General features: G+C 40.9%; 18 protein-coding genes. 5 read left to right on the top strand and 13 right to left on the bottom strand.

Translation table 11 applies throughout. The annotated features are described in order from the left end of the window. Positions 1-3 precede the first annotated feature (3 nt). The 8 genes from HC643_RS13230 to HC643_RS13195 form a co-directional block, all read right to left on the bottom strand. Positions 4-957, bottom strand: a complete 954-nt coding sequence (locus HC643_RS13230; RefSeq protein ID WP_167844676.1) for a glycosyltransferase — start codon at positions 955-957, stop codon at positions 4-6. A gap of 53 nt (positions 958-1010) precedes the next feature. After that, complete coding sequence (locus HC643_RS13225; RefSeq protein ID WP_050045747.1) at positions 1011-2216, bottom strand: O-antigen ligase family protein; 1206 nt, start codon at positions 2214-2216, stop codon at positions 1011-1013. Positions 2217-2331: 115 nt separating this feature from the next. After that, positions 2332-3561, bottom strand: a complete 1230-nt coding sequence (locus tag HC643_RS13220; RefSeq protein ID WP_167844675.1) for a glycosyltransferase family 4 protein — start codon at positions 3559-3561, stop codon at positions 2332-2334. Positions 3562-3968: 407 nt separating this feature from the next. Further along, complete coding sequence (locus HC643_RS13215; protein ID WP_038079543.1) at positions 3969-5255, bottom strand: glycosyltransferase family 4 protein; 1287 nt, start codon at positions 5253-5255, stop codon at positions 3969-3971. Positions 5256-5271: 16 nt separating this feature from the next. Then, positions 5272-6483 carry a glycosyltransferase family 2 protein gene (locus tag HC643_RS13210; protein ID WP_038079545.1) on the bottom strand — a complete coding sequence of 404 codons (1212 nt, stop codon included), beginning with the start codon at positions 6481-6483 and terminating at the stop codon, positions 5272-5274. A 123-nt stretch (positions 6484-6606) separates the two neighbouring features. Beyond that, positions 6607-7170, bottom strand: coding sequence for a serine O-acetyltransferase (locus HC643_RS13205; RefSeq protein WP_038079547.1), 564 nt, complete (start codon positions 7168-7170; stop codon positions 6607-6609). Then, positions 7155-9377 carry a GumC family protein gene (locus tag HC643_RS13200; protein WP_038079549.1) on the bottom strand — a complete coding sequence of 741 codons (2223 nt, stop codon included), beginning with the start codon at positions 9375-9377 and terminating at the stop codon, positions 7155-7157. The genes HC643_RS13205 and HC643_RS13200 overlap by 16 nt, the downstream gene beginning before the upstream one ends. 1057 nt (positions 9378-10434) lie before the next feature. After that, positions 10435-12222 carry an N-acetylmuramoyl-L-alanine amidase gene (locus HC643_RS13195; RefSeq protein WP_038079562.1) on the bottom strand — a complete coding sequence of 596 codons (1788 nt, stop codon included), beginning with the start codon at positions 12220-12222 and terminating at the stop codon, positions 10435-10437. Between the two features lie 144 nt (positions 12223-12366). On the opposite strand from HC643_RS13195, the gene HC643_RS13190 reads away from it, so the two are divergent. Continuing rightward, positions 12367-14004: a CTP synthase gene (locus HC643_RS13190; RefSeq protein WP_038079564.1), complete on the top strand. Its 1638-nt coding sequence runs from the start codon at positions 12367-12369 to the stop codon at positions 14002-14004. Positions 14005-14092: 88 nt separating this feature from the next. Next, positions 14093-14524 carry a hypothetical protein gene (locus HC643_RS13185; protein WP_038079568.1) on the top strand — a complete coding sequence of 144 codons (432 nt, stop codon included), beginning with the start codon at positions 14093-14095 and terminating at the stop codon, positions 14522-14524. 18 nt (positions 14525-14542) lie between these two features. Here the strand turns inward: HC643_RS13185 and HC643_RS13180 are convergent, their stop codons facing one another. From HC643_RS13180 to trxB, 5 genes are all read right to left on the bottom strand, one after another. Then, positions 14543-15442: an ROK family protein gene (locus HC643_RS13180; protein ID WP_038079574.1), complete on the bottom strand. Its 900-nt coding sequence runs from the start codon at positions 15440-15442 to the stop codon at positions 14543-14545. Between the two features lie 58 nt (positions 15443-15500). Continuing rightward, positions 15501-15704: a hypothetical protein gene (locus tag HC643_RS13175; protein WP_038079578.1), complete on the bottom strand. Its 204-nt coding sequence runs from the start codon at positions 15702-15704 to the stop codon at positions 15501-15503. Positions 15705-15995: 291 nt separating this feature from the next. Beyond that, complete coding sequence (locus HC643_RS13170; protein WP_038079581.1) at positions 15996-16886, bottom strand: ABC transporter permease; 891 nt, start codon at positions 16884-16886, stop codon at positions 15996-15998. 120 nt (positions 16887-17006) lie between these two features. Further along, positions 17007-17339 carry a DUF433 domain-containing protein gene (locus tag HC643_RS13165; protein WP_038079583.1) on the bottom strand — a complete coding sequence of 111 codons (333 nt, stop codon included), beginning with the start codon at positions 17337-17339 and terminating at the stop codon, positions 17007-17009. Between the two features lie 211 nt (positions 17340-17550). Continuing rightward, on the bottom strand, positions 17551-18921 hold the full coding sequence (trxB, locus tag HC643_RS13160) for a thioredoxin-disulfide reductase (RefSeq protein ID WP_038079585.1): 1371 nt from the start codon (positions 18919-18921) through the stop codon (positions 17551-17553). 252 nt (positions 18922-19173) lie between these two features. Between trxB and HC643_RS13155 the strand changes: the two genes are divergently transcribed. From HC643_RS13155 to HC643_RS13145, 3 genes are all read left to right on the top strand, one after another. Continuing rightward, complete coding sequence (locus HC643_RS13155) at positions 19174-20502, top strand: class I SAM-dependent methyltransferase (RefSeq protein ID WP_038079592.1); 1329 nt, start codon at positions 19174-19176, stop codon at positions 20500-20502. 145 nt (positions 20503-20647) lie between these two features. Further along, the gene (locus HC643_RS13150; protein ID WP_038079595.1) at positions 20648-21199 is read left to right on the top strand and encodes a type IV pilin protein; all 552 of its coding nucleotides are present in this window, start codon (positions 20648-20650) and stop codon (positions 21197-21199) included. Positions 21200-21331: 132 nt separating this feature from the next. Beyond that, entirely contained in the window at positions 21332-23560 is a 2229-nt protein-coding gene (locus HC643_RS13145; protein ID WP_038079601.1) for an O-linked N-acetylglucosamine transferase, SPINDLY family protein, read from the top strand. The last annotated feature ends 76 nt before the right edge of the window (positions 23561-23636 follow it).

The raw sequence follows: 23636 nt of genomic DNA, 5'->3' as shown, positions 1-23636 counted from the left end.
AATTTAAACACTACTTTTACGACCTAATAAAAATTTAAAATTTATTAAGATACTTTTCAAGTAGTTATAAAAGATTCTAGAACCTCCCACAATTCCAAATTCCAAAGAAAAGTAATCTTTGATGTATTCTTTAAATTCAGGTATTTGTAAAACCTTAGTTAGATTTGTTTTCCCAATAAGTCTTCCAACTGCGTGAGCATAAAGTCTATTAGTGTAAGATTTAGTTTCAGGAAAACACTTTCTTAGGTAATAACATGTTTTGATATTCGTTGCTGCGTTGATGTATTCGTAATCCTTTCTAAATTCAAATAAATTCGCTCCATGAATACGATGAACGGCTACTTTATCAGGAGATAACAGACCGGGTGACTTAGAAATTGTTGCTAATCGTAAAAAATTATCTGCAGAAATTAAAATTTGTTCTGGCATTGGTAATATTTGCTCTAGTACGTTTCGTTTGAAACATAACCCGCTAGTCGCTGGAAGATAGGGTAGGTTACCTCCCTCAAGCATCTTTTTACGGAAATCAACCAATGAAAACTTGTGAATGCTTCGATCGGCTCGAAATTCTAAAGAATGTCCGTTTGCATTCACATCATCTAGTTCGTGAAAAATCCAACCTAATTCAGGATTTTTTTGGAAAAGTTCAACTATTTGACTGACTTTATTTAGATGAAAGTAGTCATCAGCATCAAGAAAACAGATGATATCTCCTTTACTAGCTTTAAAACCTGCATTAAAAGCGGACGCTTGCCCTCCATTCTGCTTCAAGACAGAAACAATCTGATTTTCATAACTCTTGATAACGTCCTTAGAGTTATCTGTAGAACCATCATCAACTACAACAACTTCTATAAGAGAATATCCTTGATTTAAAGCACTGTCAATTGATTTGCGTAAAAATTGTGCATAGTTATAGTTATTAATGAGAATGCTAACCAACGGTTGTTCGTTCATGTTATTTCCTGTTTTCTCTTCGGTAATGTTGATTTTTTATAAAAATGATTTTTTTAATCTCTTTTCAGTCTTTTTTGATGTCCGGTAAAAGCAATTGCTATGTAAAGAACCCAATATAAATTAGCTAAACGCATTAAAAAACTCTCTGTCATGTTATTCATTGCCAAGAAGCTCAGGAAAGCTAATGGCCAAAGTTCTTCTGTATCTTTAGTGGCGTAAGCTCGTTTCAAAGCCCGAGCAAAGGCGATAACAAAACTTACTAGAAAAAGGGATAACCCAACTAAGCCAATATCAAGTGCTACATCAAGAAATCCATTGTGCGCGTGGGGTGGAATCCATCCTGATATCGCTTTACCTGCTTCGACCGCAAACTTACTTTTAGGAGCCCAATAGGCATCACGCCCATATCCAAAAAACGGTCTTTCCATTAACCGGGATATTGCAGTAGCCCATAGAGGTGTACGTCCGGTTAGGGTAGGATCTTTGCCCAAGCCAGAAATGAGTTCTACCCAATAACTAAAAATGACTAGAGAAAGACATCCTAGAACAAGAACTCCAATGTCTACAAAAATTACACTAATTTTTCCCTGCCAACGAAAATTTTTATAAAATAACATAACTAATATAAGTAAGAAAGAAAGAACCAAGGAAGTTTTTGATGTTGACAGTAACATCAAAACTATGGATAAACTAAAACCAAACCATTTATATAAAATTGAAGAATCTTTTGGCAGTGAAAAAAAGGCTAGTGAGCTTAAAACCATCATGCTACCCAGTGTATTTTTATATCCATACACTCCTCTCCATGCTCCTGGGTGGTCGAAACCATGTATTGCAATGGAAGGAAATACAATAGCAAAAAATATACTGAAGAAAGCTCCTAATAATAAAGTAAAAGCAATAAGTTGCACCTGCTCTCTTAAGGTAAATCTTGTAGCTAAGTACAAACCAAAAGAGGTCATCATAAAGATTTCTTTTGCATTAGATAATGTAAAATCTGGAAACTCTGACCATGCAAATGATAATAAAGATAAAACTGTCAATAGACAAAGTAATACATCTCGGCTAGCTGCGATCAAAGATTTTTTCCAATAGATAAAAATAAGAAGAGTTGAGGCTACCCAAACTATATATCTAATAGATGTGGCAACAGCGCTTGGAAGAACATCACCCATAGCGCCGATACCTAATACACCTGAGAAAAAAGTTAATCCTAATATGGCAAAGAAAATCTCGGCATTTTCTAAAAATTTTTTCACTGGTTTAAATTTGTTTAATTGGAATAGCAAAAAAATTATTTTTAGCGATCGGTCAACAGTCGCGATGGAAATATTTAGTTTCCTATTGAATTAGACTGTTGACTTTTCGTATTATCTATGATTCAACTAACAAGCGTTTTTGCTGACGCCAACCATAAAAATTGTAGCAAGTTTCTTCTATATGTTTCAGCCGTCTTTGATATGTTTTCTCAAACGTATGTTCTTGAGCAAACTCTAAAGCTTGAAAAGACTGTTCTCTAATCAATTGTCTGTTTTTGTCTAAGATAGCAATTTTTCGAGCTAATGCTTTTGGTCTATCCATCTCAATTAACCATCCCGTTTTAGAATGTTGTACAACTCCTGCAAAAGCTTCATTGTCATATCCAATAATTGGTACACCACATGACATTGTTTCTAGATAAGTACATGAAGGATCGCTTTGTCTGTGACAGCAAACGAACAAATCTACATTTTTTTTGACAAAAGGAAGCAGTTGTGTATTGAAGCTCACCATCCCCATCATTTTCACAGAATCACTCAGAGCGCTTGCTGCAATTTCAGACAGCATCTTCTCTTTCAGGTCGCCATTACCAAAAATAAACATTTGAAACCGAACCCCTAATTGCTTGAGTTCTTGAGCAATATCTATAAGATGGTCAGCACCTTTCATTTTAATGAGACGACCGGAAAAACAAAGCCGTAGAGGTCGATTGGGTTCACACAAGTCATTAGTTCTTTCTTCAAGCTCTTGACGCTTTGCTAATAAGCGGTCAGGAACTCGATTATCAAAATACAGAAAGGCATTAGAATTGATTTTACGGTATTCGTTATAAGTAGGAGTGCCATTACATTGAATACCCTCAGCCAACTTTATGCCATTGACCTGTTTTCTTTCTTGATTTTGCTCCCATAAAATTCTTCGCCAACGGAGAATTGGATTTTTTGTGCTTATATTTACAATTTGTTTTCTAGCTTTGAAGCTGTATTCAGAGATATAAATACAGGGAACACCAGCCGATTTGCAATACTGACTGATTTTGTTATGCTTAGCTCCTACAGCGCTATATACAATCGATGTCTTTTTTAGAAGAACAGCAGGTTTGAGGTTTTTATAAGAGACGATTTGTAACTCGTAAGGTAACTCATCTGGGTTAACAGTGACAGTTTCTAGCAACTCTTTTTTTGTTGGATCTTGCTCTATTAGAAGTCTCATTTTACCAGGCCATAGACTAGAAAATTTATTCATCTCATCGAAAAACTTTCTAACCACGAGCACTTGTGAATTTTCCTGACTTTGAACTTGGTAGTTAAGTAATACGGTCAAACCTAGGTCTTGAGAGTTCATGAGTTGCTCCTGCTTTTTTATCTTCAAAGGAACGATCGGCAGACAGACAAATTCAAAGCACAAATCAAGCTATTTATAGAATTTTACTAGCGACCTGCAATCAGTCACCAGTCACCGGTCAATCGATATCGCTTGCTGTTATCTCTACGAACTCAGACATTTTGAAGTTTAATTACAAACCAAAGACAGACAGGAATCTTCCAAAGAGCACATCAGAAAATCGCTTATAAAGTTAGCGAGCGGCAATGGCCCTGTAGAGAATTAGTACAGTAATATCAAAAACTTGGTTGCTGCAAATGAGCAGAAGAGCTATCGAGCTTTATGACTCAAACAACCGAGTTTTCCCCCATGTTCATTGCTAGACTCGCTCTCTAGCAACCTCTACCTAAGTCAGCATCATGTTAAATTCAACCCACCTGGATTAATGACTTGAGTTTTCTTTGATTGAATTTTGATATTTTACAAGTTTGGTGATAAATATCAAGAATGCAGTCAATTTTACGTTCCCAATCAAAATACTCGCGAACACGCTGTTGCCCAGCACGACCCATTTGCAAGCGCAACTCAGGTGACCGTGCAAGCTTTAACATAGCGTTGGTGAGCCCAGTAATAAACTCTTCCTTTGAAGAAGGCTCAACTAAAATACCACAAGTGGCATCCAAGTAATCCATAGGACCACCCCATTTTGTTGCAATTACGGGTAATCCGATCGCCATTGCCTCCAGAACTACTGCTCCACCACACTCTATCAAACTTGGCATAACGAGTGCATCTCCGGCTCTTAGCTTGCTAGCGCAATCCTTTTGAGACAGCCAACCAGTGAATGTAACTTGATTTGCCAAGCCTAAACTATGAGTCAGAGCTTCTAGTTTCTGGCGGTGATTGCCATCTCCAACGATCTCTAAACTAGCATTGATTTGGGCAACCACTTTTTGAAAGGCTAAAAGCAGTAAGTCTATAGCTTTACAGTCTACTAGCCGCCCAACAAAAAGAAAATTAATCCCTGCTGGATTGAGTGTCTTCAATTCCAGTGGTGCCGGTTCCCACACGGACAAGTCCACACCGTTCTCTGTTAGCTCAATAATGTTACCAACGACTCCAGTGGGGAGTGCTTTTCTTGTCCGTTCGTTACTGACTAACAGCATTTGCGCTCTAATTTTACCAGGTAAAAGATAATTGCAAAAATCTGCAAATTGGCGTCCTAGTGAAACGAGTGGTTTAATCAAAAAGTTCTCCCGAGAGCGGAAAGCCGGAGGGTATTCCATTCCACCATTCATTGGACCAATAACAACTGGTGCGCCAACGTTAAATATCAGCGAGGGGTTTTTAGGTGCAACGGGAATTGGTTGATGCACGACATCTATATTGTTTTGGTAAACAATTTGGCGGACAAGTTTACGCTGAAGACTTTGGGTATACAGAGAACTCAGCAAGCCGGTCGTCATTTCTGCAACTCTTCTAGGTAGCAACAACGTGCAGCGCCATAGGATTTTGTGTATCCAAGTATCAGATATAAAGTGAATGCGATCGCGTTCTTCTGGAAAAAGGGCTTCTAGTTCAGCTTGCGTGCGAGAATGAACAATCAACCATGCCTCTATTTTCCGTGCTCGCAGCAATCTAAAATAATTCAGTGGCAAAAACGCTTCTCCACCATATTTACTAGAAGCATGTTCGGCAACAATGGCAACCCGCATTTCAAGCTTCTCCTATTTAAGTTACATCTCGTTCTGTACGAATCCAGGTATCTTGAGGTTTGACTAAAAACTTGAAATAAACTGGAATCTTCCAAAGTACATATAAAGGAATCGTTAACAATTGGCCTAAAGGCACATCTTGACTGGCAAATTTCGCCCAAGCTACAAGAATTCCACTGAAAAAAGACAATCCAGCAGTGGCTGCGATCGCAAATGGAATCCAAGATGCACCCAATACCGCACCTAGTAAAGAACCCGTCATCACTGCTAACAAGACGATTGCAAGCAAAGACAGAGGAGGAATACACAAATCGAGAGCGCTCATGACTAAGTCGAACCGACCTTGTTTCACAGCCTCTTTTAGAAGAAGGGGAAGATAAGCCTGTATCATCTGTAGATGACCGTGCTCCCAACGAGTGCGTTGAGTTTTAGCTGCTTGCACCTGAGATGGCCAATACCCTGTTACCATTGCTTCCGAGCAAAAAATGGGTTTGTGTCCGGCTATGGTTAAATCCAACCCTAATTTCATATCTTCAACAATATGACCGCTAGCTAAATTGACCGAGCGAATCACAGACCAAGGAAAAGCCATACCCGTACCATTGAGCAAACAAGGTATTCCTAAGAATGCTCCTCCACGAGCACGAACTAAATTTCTCACTACATTAGAAAATTGTGAAACCAAATCTCTTGAAGATGTAGAGTTTCGATCTCTTTTCATCAAGTAAATACCCTGAACGGGTCGTCCTGTAGCGATCGCATACTGACTCAGTTTCTCTACTGCACCCAGATGAGCTATACAGTCAGCATCCATCAACACGACAACATCAGGAGGTTCTGACTCTATAAACCGCAAACCGCGATCCAGGGCATATCCTTTTCCCCTGAGAGAAGAGTCATGACGTTCAATAACTGTAGCACCTGCAGCACGAGCAATTTCGGCCGTTGCATCAGTACAGTTATCAGCAATGACAATCAAGCGGTCTTGCTTTTTCAACACCGGAGTGAGTTTTTCCAATGTTTTTCCGATCGTCAGTTCTTCGTTATGAGCAGGTACTAGGACAGCTACTTTGGTATTGTGCCAACTCTCTTTAAAGTTAAAAGAGGCTGTTGGGAATAGAGCAGCAGTACATTCGAGAAGAAAAAACAGGCAAACGAGCGCAACGCTTGATGCACCGAGCAACAAAACTGCATCAGTACAAAAAGCCAGAATTTGGCTAACTGACATAAAGTTGTAACCTCAGTGTGACCTTGGACTTGAAATTTCGGATTTTACGGCAAGGACGGGCTATAACCACCAACATTTATCGGTGGGTCATACCCACCCAACCTACTTGCTTATCACTAACAACTAACCTCTAACAAGAATTTTTGCAGGTATCCCTACAGCTGTTGCTCCAGGTGGAACATCGCACAGAACTACAGCGTTAGCACCAATATTTGCGTTATCTCCAATAGAGACATCGCCAAAGATTTTGGCCCCAGCACCAACATTCACGCGTTTACCTAGCTTGGGTGCTTCAAACGGACGATCTAGATAACGAAGCCCCAAAGTCACTCCTTGGCGAATAATACTGTCGTCACCAATAGCGCAGTATCCGTGAATAACTATATCTCCCTGATGTTCAACAATGACGCGACGACCAAGTTCAACAGTGTAAGGCAACTCAATCCCGTACTGATTCCGAACTTTACGATACAGCATTCCATAAAGAATGCTGAAAGGTGCTCGTAAAAGTTTGGGTTTAATTGTCATTCTCCAGACACCAAAACGGTGAACTGCTACTGCTCGAAATCCCGGCTTGGTCCAATCTTTTCCATGAGCAATCCAGTCTTCTTTTATTTGTTGCCAAAGACCAAGATCTGAAGCTTCAGATATCTCGATCTTTGGTACAGAGTTTATTTGTACACCCATCGTTCACTCTCCACTTCAGCTTCTGTTACACTTTGTCCGGTGCGAGGATCGGCATAATAGAAGTAACTGTTAGGCTCGTGCTTCACTTTAACAGCGTTAGCAACAATTCCTAAAATGTTAGCTTCAGAACGTTCTAGAAGAGATTTTGCTGCTGTAGCACTTCTAGAATCAACAACACCAGGTCGAACCACCAACAAAACTCCGTCTGCCATTTTTCCTAAAATGGCAGCATCTGCAGTCCCTACTAAAGGAGGGGTATCAATTACGATGTAGTCATAAGTTTCAGAAAACATTTGAATCAGAGAGGTCATGCGTTCTGAATCAATTAAAGCTAGAGGATTGGGAGGTTGAACCCCTGCAGTCAGGACAGATAAGTGACTTGTCACTTCTTGTACAGCCTGAGAAAATTCATCCTGAGCAACAATAACGTTACTTAAACCGACTGAGTTAATCAAACCCCAGATGTGATGTTGGGATGGTAGGCGCATATCTGCATCAATCAGTAAAACTTTTCTTTCTGACTGAGCGAGTACCGCTGCTAAATTGGCAGAAACTTCTGATTTGCCCTCTCCCGGAACAGAACTGGTAACTACAATGGTGCGAAGTCGCTTGTGACTGATAAACTTTAAGTTTGCTTGAAGCATTTGGTATGCTTCATGAACGACGGTTCGAGGAGAAGTCGCTACAATCACTCGAGGAGAAGTCGCTTCGCCCATCAAGCGATCGCTTGATGATTTGGTGCTAGATTCGCTTGATGATTTGGTGCTAGATTCAAAGGTTGGTATTAAGCCAAGTACAGTGTATTTGAAAAATTCTTCAGCTTCCTTAGCTGTTTTTAGCGATCTGTCTACTAGGTCTACAAAAAACGCAGCAGCAACACCAAGTAGTAGCCCGCCCAATATACCCCCCACGGGTAAAAGTAATGTCAATTTAGACAGCGCTGGTTTTTGGGGCAGTTGAGCTGGTTGAATGATTCTAGCATTTCCAACAGTTTGCTTCTCTGCAACTTGGATTTCCTGCAATCTTAATGTCAGGTTTTCGTAATTCTTCTGAGCCAGATCTAATCTGCGCTCTAGATCTCCGTGTTTTTTCTCCAAATTCGGCATAACTGTCAGCCTTTGTTTGTATCCATTTCTGATATCAGACAAAGACTTTATTTTCTCTTCCAAACCTTGCCGTTTTTTCTCCAAGTTGGCATACTCAACGGTCATATCCTGCTTGATCTTACCTAACTGCAATTTATCGGTGGAAATCTCGCGTTGGGAGCCAGCAGTCTCACCGACTCGCTGTTTCAGTAGAGCCTTCAGGGTAACTTCTTCATTTTCTAAGTTAACAACAGATGGATGTTTCTCAGTGTAGCGTGCTCTTTCATTTGCCAGCTTTGTTTGGACTTTTTGCAATTCAGTTAAAACATCTTGTACGCCCGGTATCTGGTTCAAGGATGTTATTTCCACTGCATCCTGTCCGGCTAATTTGAGTTGGTTTAAAACTTTTGCTTGTTCGGCGCTCACTTCAGCAAGTTCTGCCTGAGCTTGATTAATTGTGTCATCGAGCTGGGCAACATTGCTAATAGCAGAAGTTGCCTCCTGTTTTAGCTCGACGATCTTATTGCTAGTTTTAAACTGGCGCAGCGCTTCTGATGCTCGTTCTAAATCTGCCCGAGCATAAGGCAATTGCTTTTTAATAAATTCTCCAGCAGCAAGGACTTGCTCTTGGTTCGATTGAATATTATTGTTAACATAAGCTTGCATCACTAGGTTAACAACATTTGCTGCTAGATTGGGAGCTTTTGCAGTGTAGGAAACCTTCAAAACATCTGTCCCTACAACTGGATCTACCTTAATTTCAAGGTCTTCTGGCTGTAGCGGAGTCCCGTCATTATTTTTTAATGCTAATTTGTCAATAACTTGTTGTAAAATTGGAGCAGAGGTTACAACTACAGCTTGGGTATCTGATGGGTTACCCTCACGCATCAGTGATTCAAGATGTCCTATTTTCTCCCCTGCTTTGGTCAGCGAAGAAGTTCTATCTGATTGGATAAGAAGTATTCCAGTGGCTTGGTACTTTGGTTTTTGCAAGTATATACCCAGTCCCGATAGTACCATTGAAACAAGCATAACTCCTGCAACAATATGCCAGCGACGCTGTATAACTAGCAAATACTTTTGAATATCTATTTCTTCTTGATGGCCTTTTGTTTCTTCCATAAAACTTCCCCACCTATCAAATTCAATGCAAAATTTCAGATGACATTGAAATTATTATGCAAACACTTTGACCTTATAGCATGAACTCTCTTTCAATTCATCAAATATAATTCTTTAATATGCGTCAAAAGGCATGATTTCAACTTTGATTTTCACATCTTTGACCGAATATCAACCAACTCTTCGGGCTATATAGAGGACAGAGAGTAAAATTTTGCACTTTAAATAAAGCTTTTTTGCCTTCTGGCAATTTTTGTCTCACTTTATTGTGTAGGAACTTGTGCTACTGCATTGGAAACACGCAACTCCATCTCCTTGGGATCGTTACACTACCGTTATCCGCGATCGCAAAAGCAGTGAATCCAGTTTTGCTGTCCATAACACTTAATGTCCTCACAATGTTGGTAAATGCACAGAGAGGTCGCATAATTTTTCAAACCTTTCTATACTGCAATGACTACTTAACTGTTACACTTTAAACCTCAAGTACAACCACTTACAACTGCACAAAAAATTGTAACTTCAAACACATTAATATTTTAATCTGCTGTTAGTTAGCTGTTGCTTTGGGTTTAAGGATACTAAGTGTTTTTTGTTAAGTATTGTCGAAACCAACTATAGCTTTTATCTTCTGCAATTTCAAGTAGAAACCCGGAAACTTTTTTAAAGAAACTGTGAACTTTACTGCTTTAATTCTTAAAGTAATAAAGGTAATAAAAGTAAGTTTCTCGGTCAAGAACTTAAAAGTTTTATGATTTCAAATTTAACCTTATCAAACATAACCGGATGAAAGATCCAAAAATTGGAAAGGTTGAGTGCTGGAGGTTAGAAGGATTCTTTGTGCCTACTATAGTGAATATTTTGACGGGTATTAACACCTTAGGTATATTTCCAAAGTACTATACTTGCTTGCAAGTCATAAAAGTAGGAAAAGTGTGGAAACTTCTTGTTTTTGTAAAAGAAAAAAGATGTTTTTGAGTTTATATAGATAATTTATTTCAAGCGAAAAAAGCTTTGCCTAAATAAAGTGCGCTTATTGTATGATACGAGAATTAGCTCATTTTTTAGCATCAGTTGCAAACCACTCAACAATTCCATCAGCGACGACTTTTGCTAACTTCTTTTGCTCGCTCGAGTCAGTTACCCACTCAAATTCATTAGGGTTACTCATAAAACCTAACTCTAACAAGACTGAAGGCGCACTAAAAGGACGTGTCAGTGCTAAATTATCCCAGAACACGCCATAAGAAGGACGTCCTAACTCTCTCACTATATAATTGTGCATGAAAATAGCTAAGTCGTGAGCTTGGGGATGGTACCAAAAAGTTCCCACTCCCTGAGTATTTTCAGCATCACCCTCATCCGGTAGTGAATTATAATGTACGGAAAAAGCAACAGTTGGCTCTTCTTTGTCGATCGCAGCAACTCGATCTGCTAAAGAGACTTCGCGATCGTCTTCTCGCGTCATGACCACCGTCGCCCCACGCTTCACCAACTCATCGCGCAATAATTTAGAGACAATCAAGTTAACATCTTTTTCTAAAAAACCAGTCGGTCCTGATGCGCCAGACTCTTTCCCGCCGTGTCCCGGATCGATCAGAATTTTAATACCTGTTAGCGGTTTTTGTTGTTTTTTCTCTCTGACTTTGGGAGGATGCCGTAAAGCCAAAATCAGACTTGTACCTTCGTACCTCAGCTTGTAACCCCACTGTCGATCGGATTTGAGGCGAAAAGAATATTGGACTCCTCCTTGTCCTCCCTGTGGCAAAGCAGGTAGTTGTTGCCAATCTAAGCGAGAAATGACAGGGTCATCATCCAAACGGATGATATCAGTTTGGGCAGTTGTATGATGAAGAGTGAGTGTAAAATTGCGATCGCTCTGCTGTACGCTTACAGGCACCGGAACTTGCAGGGGAAAAACCATTTCCGTCATACCGGAAAGTTTGCGATATCCCAAACTCCGAATAATTGTGCTTGGAGGAACAGCCCCCTTGAGCACGCGAGTTTCTTTGCTGTTAATCCAAGCACCATAATCCAACCGCAACCACTCACCTTGTCTCCCGATGATTGTTGCTTGAGTTCCTTTGGGTAAAGGTGTCAGCCTCGAATAATCCGAACTTGGTCCGGTGCGAGCTACCCCTGAATCTGCTGTTACCTCAACAACTTCCAATTGTGCGGGTGAGAGGACGGTAATTTTTCCAGAACTTTGTTGAGTGATTGTCTTACCATCCCGTGTCAATTGAAACTCAGGTTGTCCCATATTGCCGGATTCTGTCACCGTTGTACAACCCGCATACTTATCCGTTTGAGTTTGAACAGATGGTTGATTTTGTCCGGTTAAAGCAGCCGAGTTAGGTGGAAGTTGCGACATTTGTGGCTGGGGTAACAGAGGAATTGTTTGATTTCCCAGCTTGACAGAAACACTAGCACTTGGGGCAGCTATTGCGCTAAAACAGATGAGTTCCCCTGGAAGTTTAGCAGTATCTACTGCAGGAGTTAGAGAATCTTTAGCAAAGACTAGCCCTTGCAACAGTTCCGGTTGAGAGGAAACTCTTGTCACCTTAATTTGGACTTCTTGCTCCTGATAGCGGATATTAAAAGTATTTTCTCCCAATTCTAAGGGGAAACTTGGAGCAAAATGACCGGATTTGCTGCGAGTGATGGGCTTACCATTGATCGTCACTTGTCCATTAGATGGTGCTGTACCAATAAAAAATACCTTGCGAGCGCTCGTTTGGTATTTTGCTGGTGGATAAACAATCTTGAGGGATTGCTCTTGAGCCAAAACTATATTGGAGGTAACAACTATAGAACTTATTATGACTAATGCTAGTACTGATTTCACGTCAAAATAGAATAATAGTTTACAAAAATAAGGACGAAGGATCGAGGATAAAGAATGAACTATAAATGAAGTACATTGTAATTCATGCTTCATACTTTATACTTCATACTTTATACTTCCTACTTCAAAGGCATTTGAAATCCTATGACTAAGTTTGTATTTGTTACTGGCGGCGTTGTTTCTAGTATTGGTAAAGGAATTGTAGCAGCAAGTCTGGGACGGTTGCTCAAATCTCGCGATTATTCCGTGTCAATTCTCAAGCTCGACCCGTATATTAATGTCGATCCCGGTACAATGAGTCCCTTCCAACATGGTGAGGTATTTGTGACTCAAGATGGGGCAGAAACAGATTTAGATTTGGGACATTACGAACGTTTTACCGATACTTCAATGTCGCGATTGAACAGCGTGACTACAGGGTCAATTTACCAAGCTGTGATTAACAAAGAGCGTCGCGGTGATTATAATGGCGGCACGGTACAGGTGATTCCTCACATTACTAATGAAATTAAAGAGCGAATTGTCAGAGTTGCTAAAGATACAAACCCCGACGTGGTTATTACAGAAATAGGAGGTACGGTAGGCGATATTGAATCATTGCCCTTTTTAGAAGCAATCCGCCAATTCCGAAAAGATGTCGGACGGCATAACGTACTGTATATGCACGTGACGCTGATGCCGTGGATTGCTTCAGCAGGTGAAATGAAAACCAAGCCTACGCAGCACTCGGTAAAAGAACTCAGATCGATTGGGATTCAACCCGACATCTTAATTTGTCGGTGCGATCGCCCAGTTCCGGCATCATTAAAACACAAATTATCGGAGTTTTGTGATGTCCCTGTAGAATGCGTGATTACGTCCCAAGATGCCAAAAGTATTTATGAAGTACCGCTCATTCTAGAAAAAGAAGGATTGGCGCAGCAAACTTTAGAGTTGCTGAATATGGAGCAACGGACACCGAATTTGTTACAGTGGCAGACATTAGTGCAGAAGATGCACAGTCCCACACACCGGATAGAAATTGCGATCGTAGGTAAGTACGTGCAATTAAGCGATGCCTATCTTTCTGTAGTAGAAGCACTGCGCCATGCAGCAATAGCTATCAGTAGCGAACTGCACCTGCGTTGGGTGAACTCAGAAAAATTGGAAACCGAGGGATATGAAAAATTTTTGGAAGGTGTAGATGGCATAGTTGTACCTGGTGGTTTTGGCGTCCGAGGAGTGGATGGCAAGATAGCAGCAATAAAATACGCCCGTCAATCCCAAATCCCCTTCTTAGGTTTGTGTTTGGGAATGCAATGTTCCGTGATTGAATGGGCAAGAGATGTTGGCGGATTAAAAGATGCCAATAGTGCTGAATTTGATCCCCATACCGATAACCCAGTCATCAACTTGTTACCAGAGCAACAAGATGTCATTGATTTGGGCGGAACAATGCGCTTGGGTTTGTATCCCTGTCGTTTACTGCCAAATTCCCTAGCATACAAGCTTTATGAAGAAGAAGTCATTTACGAACGTCACAGACACCGCTACGAATTCAACAATGCTTACCGCAATTTGTTTGTAGACACAGGCTATGTTATCAGTGGAACTTCGCCTGATGGACGTCTTGTAGAGATTATTGAATTACCCGAACACCCCTTCTTTATTGCTTGCCAATTTCATCCGGAGTTTCAATCGAGCCCTAGTGTACCCCATCCTTTGTTCAAAGGTTTTATCCAAGCTGCCGTAGCACGAGCAAACGTATCTTTTGATACACAAAAACCTGTAGAAGTCTTTTAAGAACAATTGCTAATAGCTAATAGCTAATTGTCAGTTTTCTATTAGCGATTAACCATTAGCTATTAGCCAAATTAAATGAGGAACTTTTGTGGCATACTGGGTAAAAATTTACTATGAGAGAAATGAATACGTAGTCAATTTTGAGCACGTGACTGCTTTTTGCTGCGAACGTAATGGCAGGATTACGTTCTGGTTACCCGATTGCGCCATTCCAGTTATTATCAACCCTCAAAGTAACTTAGAAGATTATCAAAAAATTCTGAACTATGTAGAATACGTAACGGGAGTGGGATTTAACAGAGGTTATTGGGTAAAAATCCTTTACGAACGAAATGAGTACGTGGTTAACCTTGACAAAATCAGTTCTTTTTGTAGAGAACCAAACGGTAGGATAACTTTTTGGCTCCCAGACAGTACTATCCCAATTATTATCCACCCTATCAGTAATCCAGAGTCCTATGAGATTGTGGTGGAATATATTCAAAAGACAACAGGTTATTTATGGGAGATGAAGGGTTAGTGGGATAGGGAGCAATAACTATTGTCTAATCCCCAATTTCAAAAATGCCAACTTCGCTGCACCAACCATCCCGGCTGCATTACCTAACTCTGCTGGTAATATATGCAGCCCAACGCGTGAAGCAGGAACCACTCGGCGCTCAATTTCAGCACGGACTGTTGATAGGAAAAATTCGGCACATGCGCTGACTCCACCACCAATCACAACCGCTTCTGGTGTCAGCACGTAAATCAAGGTTGCCAATCCTGCTGCCAGTTGCTTACCATATTCTTGCCAAAATATCAATGCTTCAGGATCTCCCGCTTTTGCTAAAGCACTTAATTCTTCTGGTTCCTTTCCCGTGCGGCGGCGAATAGCAGTTACCGAAACATATTGCTCTAAAGATCCTTGATTTCCACTGTTGCATACCGGACCGTCTGGGATAAGAGTAATTAATCCCAGTTCGCCAGCAGCACCGTAATGCCCAGCAAACAGTTGACCATCCAGGATAATTGCTCCACCAACTCCAGTACCTAATGTTAGCAGAATAAAATTTTTAAAACGACGCCCCGCACCCAGCCAAGCTTCGCCCAAACCGGCACAATTCGCATCGTTTTCTACAATAGTTGGCTTACCTGTTTTTGCTTCCAACCAATCAGCTAAAGGAACATCGCGCCACTCTGGTAAGTTGATAGCGATTTTAGCAATGCGTCCGGCTGCATCTGACGGTCCGGGGGTTCCAATTCCGATGGCGGTTGCTTGTTGTTCTGGATCGACTTGAGCGATCGCATTAACGATAGCTGTGACAACTGGTAGTGGTGTCGCGGGTTGAGGCGTTGCTACAGTGAGCGATCGCAAACAAGAACCATCAGTAGCAAAACGCCCCAGTTTGATTGCCGTTCCCCCCAAGTCAATACCAATTACTTGAGAATGTTCCACCTTATAAATCCTTACACAAAGCAGTTACCGGGCATATTGGCACAAAGCAAACCCTCAATCAACTATTTCCACCGTCGTTAAAAAATTCAGTGTCCTCATTTTTCTCACGAGTTGCGGGGCGAAAGGTGGTAACAGTCAGAGAATGAAAATTGGGTTGGCTTTGCAATGATAATACCGGGTTACCATGTAAGATGCCAGAAAGGGCAACAGAAAGCATAAAACCACCAGCAGTCGCTGCTATTAGAGATAAGTTATCTTTCATACAAATTTCTCAGTAAGAATAGAACAAATAATAGGTTATACCATTTTGAATTTGAGATGAGTGGATTTTGGATTGGGAAAGCGTTGCCTAGACTCAATTGCATCCAACTATCTGCCATATAGTTTTTTCAAATTGGTATTGGCAAACTGGGTTAGTGGTAAATCTATAGAGAGTTTCCACATTTGCTAAGAATGCCAGAAGCAATAGCTCACAACTAAAAATGGCAATCCCTCTTCTGTAACGCTTAACTCTACAATCCCCATTTTCAAGATAGCTTAACAAAAATCGACTCTACTGCCGAATCTGTTTTCGCAAACGGGGATTGACAAAGTCGTTTAAACCTTCTCCCAGCAGCGATAACCCTACAACCATTAATGTCATAGCTAACCCAGGAAAAAGAGCAGTCCACCAAATACCTGTGGGTAGTGCATCCAATGCTCTTCTTAAATCTTGTCCCCATTCTGGTGCTCCAGGAGGTAACCCCAAGCCTAAAAAGCCCAAGCCTCCCAATGTCAAAATAGCGTCAGCAGCATTCAGGGTAAAGAGAACGGGTACGCTTTGAATAACGTTGAAAAATAGATACCGGGAAAGAACTTGCCATGTGTCAGCACCCATGGCTTGTGCTGCTTCAATGAAGACTTCTGTTTTTACACTGACAGTATGATTGCGGACAACACGGTAATATTGAGGGATGTAAGCAATACTGATAGCGATCGCTGCATTGAGTATTCCAGTTCCCACAACAAATGCCAGGGTAACTGAAAGCAGCAGACCTGGTAGAGTGTAGATGCTATCCATGAGAAACAGCAAAGCTTTATCCAACTGACCGCCTGCATAACCACTGACCATCCCCAAAGGTACACCAATGACCATGCTTAAAGCTGTCGCTAGTACGACAACTTGCAAAGCGGCTTGAGCGCCGAATAGAGTTCGCGAAAATACATCATAAGCTTGACGGCTCGTCCCAAACCAATGTTCGAGGGACGGTGGCTGCTGAACGGAGTTACCCCTAGTAGAGGTGGGACTTTGAAGCCATCCCAAGTTTTGAAATACAGGGGTGAAGATGGCAATAAAGATGAAAAATAGAGTAATGCCTAGCCCAATCCACATGAGTTGCTGGGACAGGGTTGGATTTTTAGCAAAGCGAAAAAATCGTGATTTAGGAGTTTTTGTAACGGTCATTTATATAAAGAAGGAAATAGGGGCAATAACTTCTGAATACAAGTGACCATTTTACATATCGGGGAGCTTTATGCAATGGAGCAAACACACAAATTAATTTGAGATGGTGACCCCCGATATTTATGATTGCTTTGGACGACGAGATAACAGGCGATCGCGAACACCTTGAGGGTCAAACTGAGCCTCATTCAATTGGCGAATCTCATTTGCACGTTGCTGCCTTTGTTGTAAGTAAGTTTCAACTTCCTGTTGATGTCGTAAGTAGTAGCTGATGACAGCATAAACATCGGCAAGCTGCAAGGACGGATACTGCAACACAATTTCCTCAGCAGTCGATCCTTGATTGAAGGCTGCAACAACTGTATCTAGGGTGACTCGCGTTCTGCCAACTCTTACTACACCATCAGTATTTAGTTCTAAAGGAAGGGGTTCTGTTATCATCGAAAGAGTCATAGAAGTCGTCCAATTAATAACTTAATATAAAGTAGCAGGTGGGATAGTTTTTGTGATGCGGAAAGGACGTAAAGCCTAACGACATTTTCCGCTCCCCCTCAATCACCCTGAAAAGCGGGGTTAGGGGGAATCGTTTATTGTTAGACAAAAACGGGCGAGACGCCCGTTCCACAAGACAAGAAAAAAGTCAGATGATGGGAAAGCCACAGAACTACAAGTTGCTAGCAATTAACTGGCGATACTCACTTTTTTGCTTGACGCCTTTGAGTTCTTTCAATAACTCTTTATTCTTGAAGAACTGAATTGTTGGAGTCCCGGTGACACCTGCATTTTCGGCTATATCTCTGTCTTTATCAATATCGATTTCAACAAAGTGAATTTTGCCGTCAAATTCATCGACAACTTTGTTGAGTATTGGTTTGAGGGTGTGACAGGGACCGCAGCCCGGAGCAACGTATTTGACAATCAGAAGGCGATCGCTATCATGGAAGAGTTTGCGTAAAGCATAACTTCCTTCATGGCGAGTTGAGTCAATATTAAATTCGCTTTCTTGCTGCGCTTCTGTTTTCTTCGCGGGGTGTTCTAACTCATTATTTGGAGTTTCAGGTTTTTGATGGAATTCCTGAATCAATCCGTTAGAAGACAACCAGCGTTCTGCTAGCATTGCTGCTGTACAACCACTACCTGCAGCCGTAATAGCTTGACGGTACTCGTGGTCTTGTACGTCACCTGCAGCGAAAACACCTTCGACACTGGTTTCTGGAGAATTGGGTTTGGTGAGAATGTACCCAACTTCATCGAGTTCCAGTTGTTCCTTAAATAAGGAGGTATTGGGCTTGTGACCGATAGCGTAGAATAACCCCTTAACGTGCAGTTCGCTTTCTCCACCCGTTTTGGTGTTGCGAATTTTTACACCTTCCATGTGGTTCTTGTTACCAAAAATATCTACGGGTTCGGTGTTCCAGTGAACGACAATTTTGGAGTTACTTAAAACGCGGTCTTGCATGGCTTTAGAAGCCCGCATCTTATCAGAACGAACTAGCAAATTCACTTTAGAGCCGTACTTAGTTAGGTAAATGGCTTCTTCTGCAGCCGAGTCACCGCCACCAACCACAGCCAATTCTGCACCGTGGAATATAGGTGTAGCACCATCGCAGATCGCACAAGCAGAAATACCCCGGCTCCAAAACTCGTGTTCGAGGGGTAGTCCCAGGCGTTTTGCAGTTGCGCCAGTGGCGATAATAACACTATGGGTTTTAAATTCTCGTTCTTCAGAGCGGACTGTAAAAGGACGCTGGCTGAAATCAACTTCAATAACATCTTCAGTATATAGTTCAGCTCCCCAGCGTTCCGCTTGAGCTTTCATGCGATCCATCAGTTCAGGTCCGGTAATTCCTTCAGGAAATCCAGGAAAATTTTCAACTTCAGTTGTCGTCATCAACTGACCGCCAGGTAATCCCCCAGCTTGGAAACCTTCAAAGACAACAGGTTTGAGGTTAGCCCGTCCAGCATAGATAGCAGCCGTGTAACCTGCTGGACCAGAACCGATAATGACTACGTTTTCTACTGTTGGGTTGCTCATAATACTTTAAGTAAACTCATAATGACTACGACTTAGTATAGCATAGCAAACTGCAGTGGTGGCAGAAGTGAGGGAATCATACCTAAAGCGTAGTAGACAGAGGGCTTGGGGAAGCAACACGGATTCATCTGTTCTCTTCTACTCTGTGTCCTTCTGCTTTTAAAAGCGATCGCGGTTTTTGTGTTAGAAATCCAAAAAATTGGGAACACTCATGGAATATACCTCCATACCCTAGCTTAGGAGAAACATTCCATGCCAAGTCAATCATCTGAATTAGTGGAGAAAATTCGACAGCAATTTGACAGTGCGCCCTATCCAAGAATTCCCATAGATAAATCTCCTAAAGATAACCCTAATTTACTCTACATTCATAACTTAGTTACATCTTACTATTTAAGAAATCAAAAATTTATAGAGAGTAAAGAAAAAGTCATTTTAGATGCAGGATGCGGCACTGGTTATAAATCGCTTGTATTGGCACAAGCCAATCCAGAAGCAAAAATTGTTGGGATTGATATTTCGGAAGAATCTATTAAATTAGCGCGGCATCGATTGGCATATCACGGATATGACAATGCTGAATTTTACGTTTTACCAGTAGAGGATTTACCAAAACTAAATTACAAATTTGATTATATAAATTGTGATGAGCTTCTTTATCTCTTTCCTAATCCTGCCATTGCTTTACAAGCGATGAAAGAAGTTTTGCAACCCAATGGCATAATTCGCAGCAATCTTCACAGTGCAATACAAAGAGTTAATTTTTTTCAGGCACAAAAAGTTTTCACAATAATGGGCTTAATGGATGACAATCCCGAAGAAATAGAGATAGAGGCTGTTAAAGAAATTATGAAGTCTCTCAAAGAGAACGTTAACCTTAAAGCTAGTACCTGGAGTTCTATCTATGAAGGAGAAGATAGCAAAGAAAGTATTTTAATGAATTACTTATTCCAAGGAGATAAAGGTTATACGATTACCGATTTGTTTACTGCTTTGAGAGCGGCAGAACTAGAATTTATCAGTATGGTGAACTGGCGACAGTGGAACTTAATAGATTTGTTTAAAGAACCTGATAATTTACCTGTTGTTATGGCAATGAGCTTACCAGAGGCTTCTGTAGAGCAGCAGTTACAGATTTTTGAACTTTTACACCCCATTCATCGATTGCTTGATTTTTGGTGTGGTCACCCAGATCGAGGTGAATCCTTTGTTCCAGTAACAGAATGGACAGTATCTGACTGGGAAGAAGCATGGGTTTATTTGCATCCTCAACTTGTGACAGAGAAGTTCAAAGAAGATTTGATAGCTTGCGCCACAGACATGAAAGTATTTGAAATGAGGGAACATTTGTCATTGGCTCAAGCACCTGTCAGTATTGATAGTTCCTTAGCACTTGTCCTAGTTCCACTGCTTAACGAGCCTCAGACAATGAGCTCTTTAGTGAAAAGGTGGACAAAAGTTAGGCCCATACATCCAGTGACTTTAGAGCCAGTCAAGATCGAGGAAGCGTTTCAGATACTGCAGAAGTTACTGACCAAGTTGGAAAGTCACGGTTATGTGCTGCTAGAGCGAAAACCTTGACCAGAGCCGCTTTTCCCGTATGCTTTTTTTAACAAGAAAGATTTTTTACTAAAAGTGATATGGAACGGATGTGGGGTGGGTAAGTTCTTTTTAGAACACCGAAATCCAACCCTTGAAGCTAAAAAAAGATATTAAGGAGACCCCCATGCTTAAGCCAGAACTACAAGTTAAATTCCTCAATCACCTGAACCGCCGCAATAAAAAAGATGAAGGTTTTACTCTGATTGAACTGCTAGTCGTAGTCATTATTATCGGTGTATTGGCAGCTATTGCTTTACCTTCGCTACTCAATCAAGTTAGTAAAGCAAGACAGTCAGAAGCCAAACAGAATCTTGGTTCAATTAACCGAGCTCAACAAGCATTCTATTTAGAAAACAATAACCAATTCACAACAGTGATTGCTGAATTAGGTATCGGACTCAAAACGATTAGTGAGAACTACGTGTTTGAAGCTAATGCCAGTGATGTTGGCAACTTTGTTACCAATAGAGCTAGAGCTAGAGCGGCTAAACTTAGATCTTATGCTGGTGTTGTTTACACATCCACTCAATTAGTCGCTGGCATAAACGAACCACTGACTCTTGCCACATTATGTGAGGGTAAATTACCCATTGCTAACAAAATTAACGATGGCGAAGTTATAGGCTCTGGTTCTTCTAATGGTGCTTGTCCTAATAATATGTCTGATATTAAATAGACAGAAGTTAGGTTGTCTAATTGGTATCACTTGCTTTCATTGTGAGTTAAGTTTTAAGAAAAAGTGGGTAGTTGATACTACTCACTTTTCCATTTTTATTTATTAGTGAAATAAGCTACCTAAATTTCCATTATGACTTTGAAATTTTCTTTTAGTAATTGCGTTGATTTACACAACCAAGCTTATCAATGCCTCATTCAGGGAGACTACTACCAGGGTGCGCGGCTTTACGAACAGGCTATTGCTATAGAACCGGATGTTAAGTCACATTATTGGCATTTAGGGTTAGTATTGCTATTGCAGGGGCACGAAGCAGAAGCGCAAACAACTTGGCTGATGGCATTAGTAGAACAAGAACCAGCAGAGATAGAGCAGTGGACTGTGGAATTAATGTCTGTGCTAGAAACGGAGGCACAACGACGCTTAACACTCAGAGATTATTCCACAGCTTGGTTACTGCGGCAACATATAAGAGAAATTCAGCCTACAAACATTAACAATCTATTACATTTGGCTCAACTAGCTATTAAACTGGACACGTTAACCAATGATGAGCTAAATGCTCTAGAACTAATTCCACTTCTTAAAGCAGATATTCTTATAGAGTTAGATATTGATTTGTTATTGCAAGTTCTACAGGAGATTCTGAACTCTGTACCACTGTTTCCAGCATCTTTAGAATTTGCACAAGCTTGTCTACCTTATATTGAGCCCCTACCACTGCTGCGTATTTTGCTACAGGTATCAGTTACAGTGGCATACTCAATGCAGCAACCTGCACAAGGGGCACGAATAGCAAAGTTATGTCTGGATATAGCTCCTGATAATCCAGAAGTTTTGCGACATTTAGCTGCTTTCTATCAAAATTCTGGTGAACATTCCAAAGGGATAGAGATAGCTAAGCAGTACTATTCCTTAATGGAAAACTTGCTTGACAAAGTCCTGGCAAATCATATGGTGCTGCGTGGCTTAATGCACGCAGGTGGATACTGGGAAGAAGCTAGTTTAATGTTTCAGAGGCATGAGTCATTGCTGTTGTCCTTAATAGCGGAGCAGCCAAGTTTGGTGGATAAACCACATATGGTTCGGTTACTAACTTCAACGTTTTTCTTTCCCTACTGGCGAGACGAAGCCCAAAGTAATAGGCTAATTCAAAATGAAGTAGCCAAGTTGTTTCAATCTAGTTTGCAAAACAGTAATAGAGAGCTAAGAAAACAATATAATTCTCAATTAATTTTAAGAAAAACACATTCTAAGAGTAAAAAAAAGTTAAAAATTGGATATTTATCTGCTTTTTTAAAAAGACATTCAGTAGGATGGTTAGCACGGTGGTTATTTGAGCATCATAACCGCGATCTCTTTGAAATTTACGGCTATTTTGTTTGTTATAAGGATACTTATCATCCTTTACAAGAATGGTATATCAATCAAGTTGATAAAGCACACAAACTAGGAACACATAGTGGAGAAATCGCTAAGAAAATTTATGAAGATGAAATTGATATTTTGATCGATCTTGACAGCATTACTTTAGACATTAGCTGTGAGGTTATGGCGCTGAAACCAGCTCCTATTCAAGTCACTTGGTTGGGGTGGGATGCTTCAGGAATACCAGCAATTGATTATTACATAGCCGATCCCTATGTTTTACCGGATTCGGCTCAAAATTACTATACAGAAAAAATCTGGCGCTTGCCCGAAACTTACATTGCAGTAGATGGTTTTGAGGTGGGTATACCAAGTTTACGTCGGGAACACTTAGATATTCCCAATGATGCAGTAGTTTATCTCAGTGCTCAGGGCAATTACAAGCGGCATCCTAAGACAGTTAGGTTGCAAATGCAAATTCTTAAAGAAGTGCCAAACAGCTACTTTTTAATCAAAGGATTTGCTGACGAAGAAGCGGTAAAAGATTTTTTTATCCAAATAGCACAAGAAGAAGGTGTGAATGCGGAACGCCTGCGCTTTTTGCCAGACGTAGCTTTGGAAGCAGTTCACCGCGCCAATTTGTACATTGCTGATGTAGTGTTAGATACTTACCCTTATAATGGAGCTACTACCACTTTAGAAACTTTATGGATGTGTGTCCCTTTAGTAACGAAAGTGGGGCAGCAATTTGCCGCTCGTAATAGCTACACAATGATGATGAATGCTGGTGTGGCAGAAGGTATTGCGTGGACTAATGAAGAATACGTAGAGTGGGGTGTGCGCTTGGGAAAAGATTCAGCTTTGCGGCAAAAAATTGCTTGGCAACTGCGGCAGTCTCGTCTTACAGCACCGCTTTGGAATGGGAAACGCTTTACTTGTCACATGGAGAAAGCTTACGAGGAAATGTGGCAGAGGTATTTAGAAGCTGAGTAAAGACCGTTCAGTTAAGGATTGTTTGTGGAGATTTCACACTTGTAGAGACGTTGCATACAACGTCTCTACATTTGTT

Origin of the sequence: Tolypothrix bouteillei VB521301 (assembly GCF_000760695.4) — a bacterium.
GTDB lineage: Bacteria > Cyanobacteriota > Cyanobacteriia > Cyanobacteriales > Nostocaceae > Scytonema > Scytonema bouteillei_A.
This window is presented reverse-complemented; position numbering and strand designations above follow the sequence as displayed.

Excerpts from the sequence above, each read along its gene's own strand:
- HC643_RS13230 (WP_167844676.1), bottom strand. The coding sequence starts at position 957 with ATGAACGAACAACCGTTGGTTAGCATTCTCATTAATAACTATAACTAT.
- HC643_RS13220 (WP_167844675.1), bottom strand. The coding sequence starts at position 3,561 with ATGAACTCTCAAGACCTAGGTTTGACCGTATTACTTAACTACCAAGTT.
- HC643_RS13215 (WP_038079543.1), bottom strand. The coding sequence starts at position 5,255 with ATGCGGGTTGCCATTGTTGCCGAACATGCTTCTAGTAAATATGGTGGA.
- HC643_RS13210 (WP_038079545.1), bottom strand. The coding sequence starts at position 6,483 with ATGTCAGTTAGCCAAATTCTGGCTTTTTGTACTGATGCAGTTTTGTTG.
- HC643_RS13205 (WP_038079547.1), bottom strand. The coding sequence starts at position 7,170 with ATGGGTGTACAAATAAACTCTGTACCAAAGATCGAGATATCTGAAGCT.
- HC643_RS13200 (WP_038079549.1), bottom strand. The coding sequence starts at position 9,377 with ATGGAAGAAACAAAAGGCCATCAAGAAGAAATAGATATTCAAAAGTAT.
- HC643_RS13190 (WP_038079564.1), top strand. The coding sequence starts at position 12,367 with ATGACTAAGTTTGTATTTGTTACTGGCGGCGTTGTTTCTAGTATTGGT.
- HC643_RS13175 (WP_038079578.1), bottom strand. The coding sequence starts at position 15,704 with ATGAAAGATAACTTATCTCTAATAGCAGCGACTGCTGGTGGTTTTATG.
- HC643_RS13170 (WP_038079581.1), bottom strand. The coding sequence starts at position 16,886 with ATGACCGTTACAAAAACTCCTAAATCACGATTTTTTCGCTTTGCTAAA.
- HC643_RS13165 (WP_038079583.1), bottom strand. The coding sequence starts at position 17,339 with ATGACTCTTTCGATGATAACAGAACCCCTTCCTTTAGAACTAAATACT.
- trxB (WP_038079585.1), bottom strand. The coding sequence starts at position 18,921 with ATGAGCAACCCAACAGTAGAAAACGTAGTCATTATCGGTTCTGGTCCA.
- HC643_RS13155 (WP_038079592.1), top strand. The coding sequence starts at position 19,174 with ATGCCAAGTCAATCATCTGAATTAGTGGAGAAAATTCGACAGCAATTT.
- HC643_RS13150 (WP_038079595.1), top strand. The coding sequence starts at position 20,648 with ATGCTTAAGCCAGAACTACAAGTTAAATTCCTCAATCACCTGAACCGC.
- HC643_RS13145 (WP_038079601.1), top strand. The coding sequence starts at position 21,332 with ATGACTTTGAAATTTTCTTTTAGTAATTGCGTTGATTTACACAACCAA.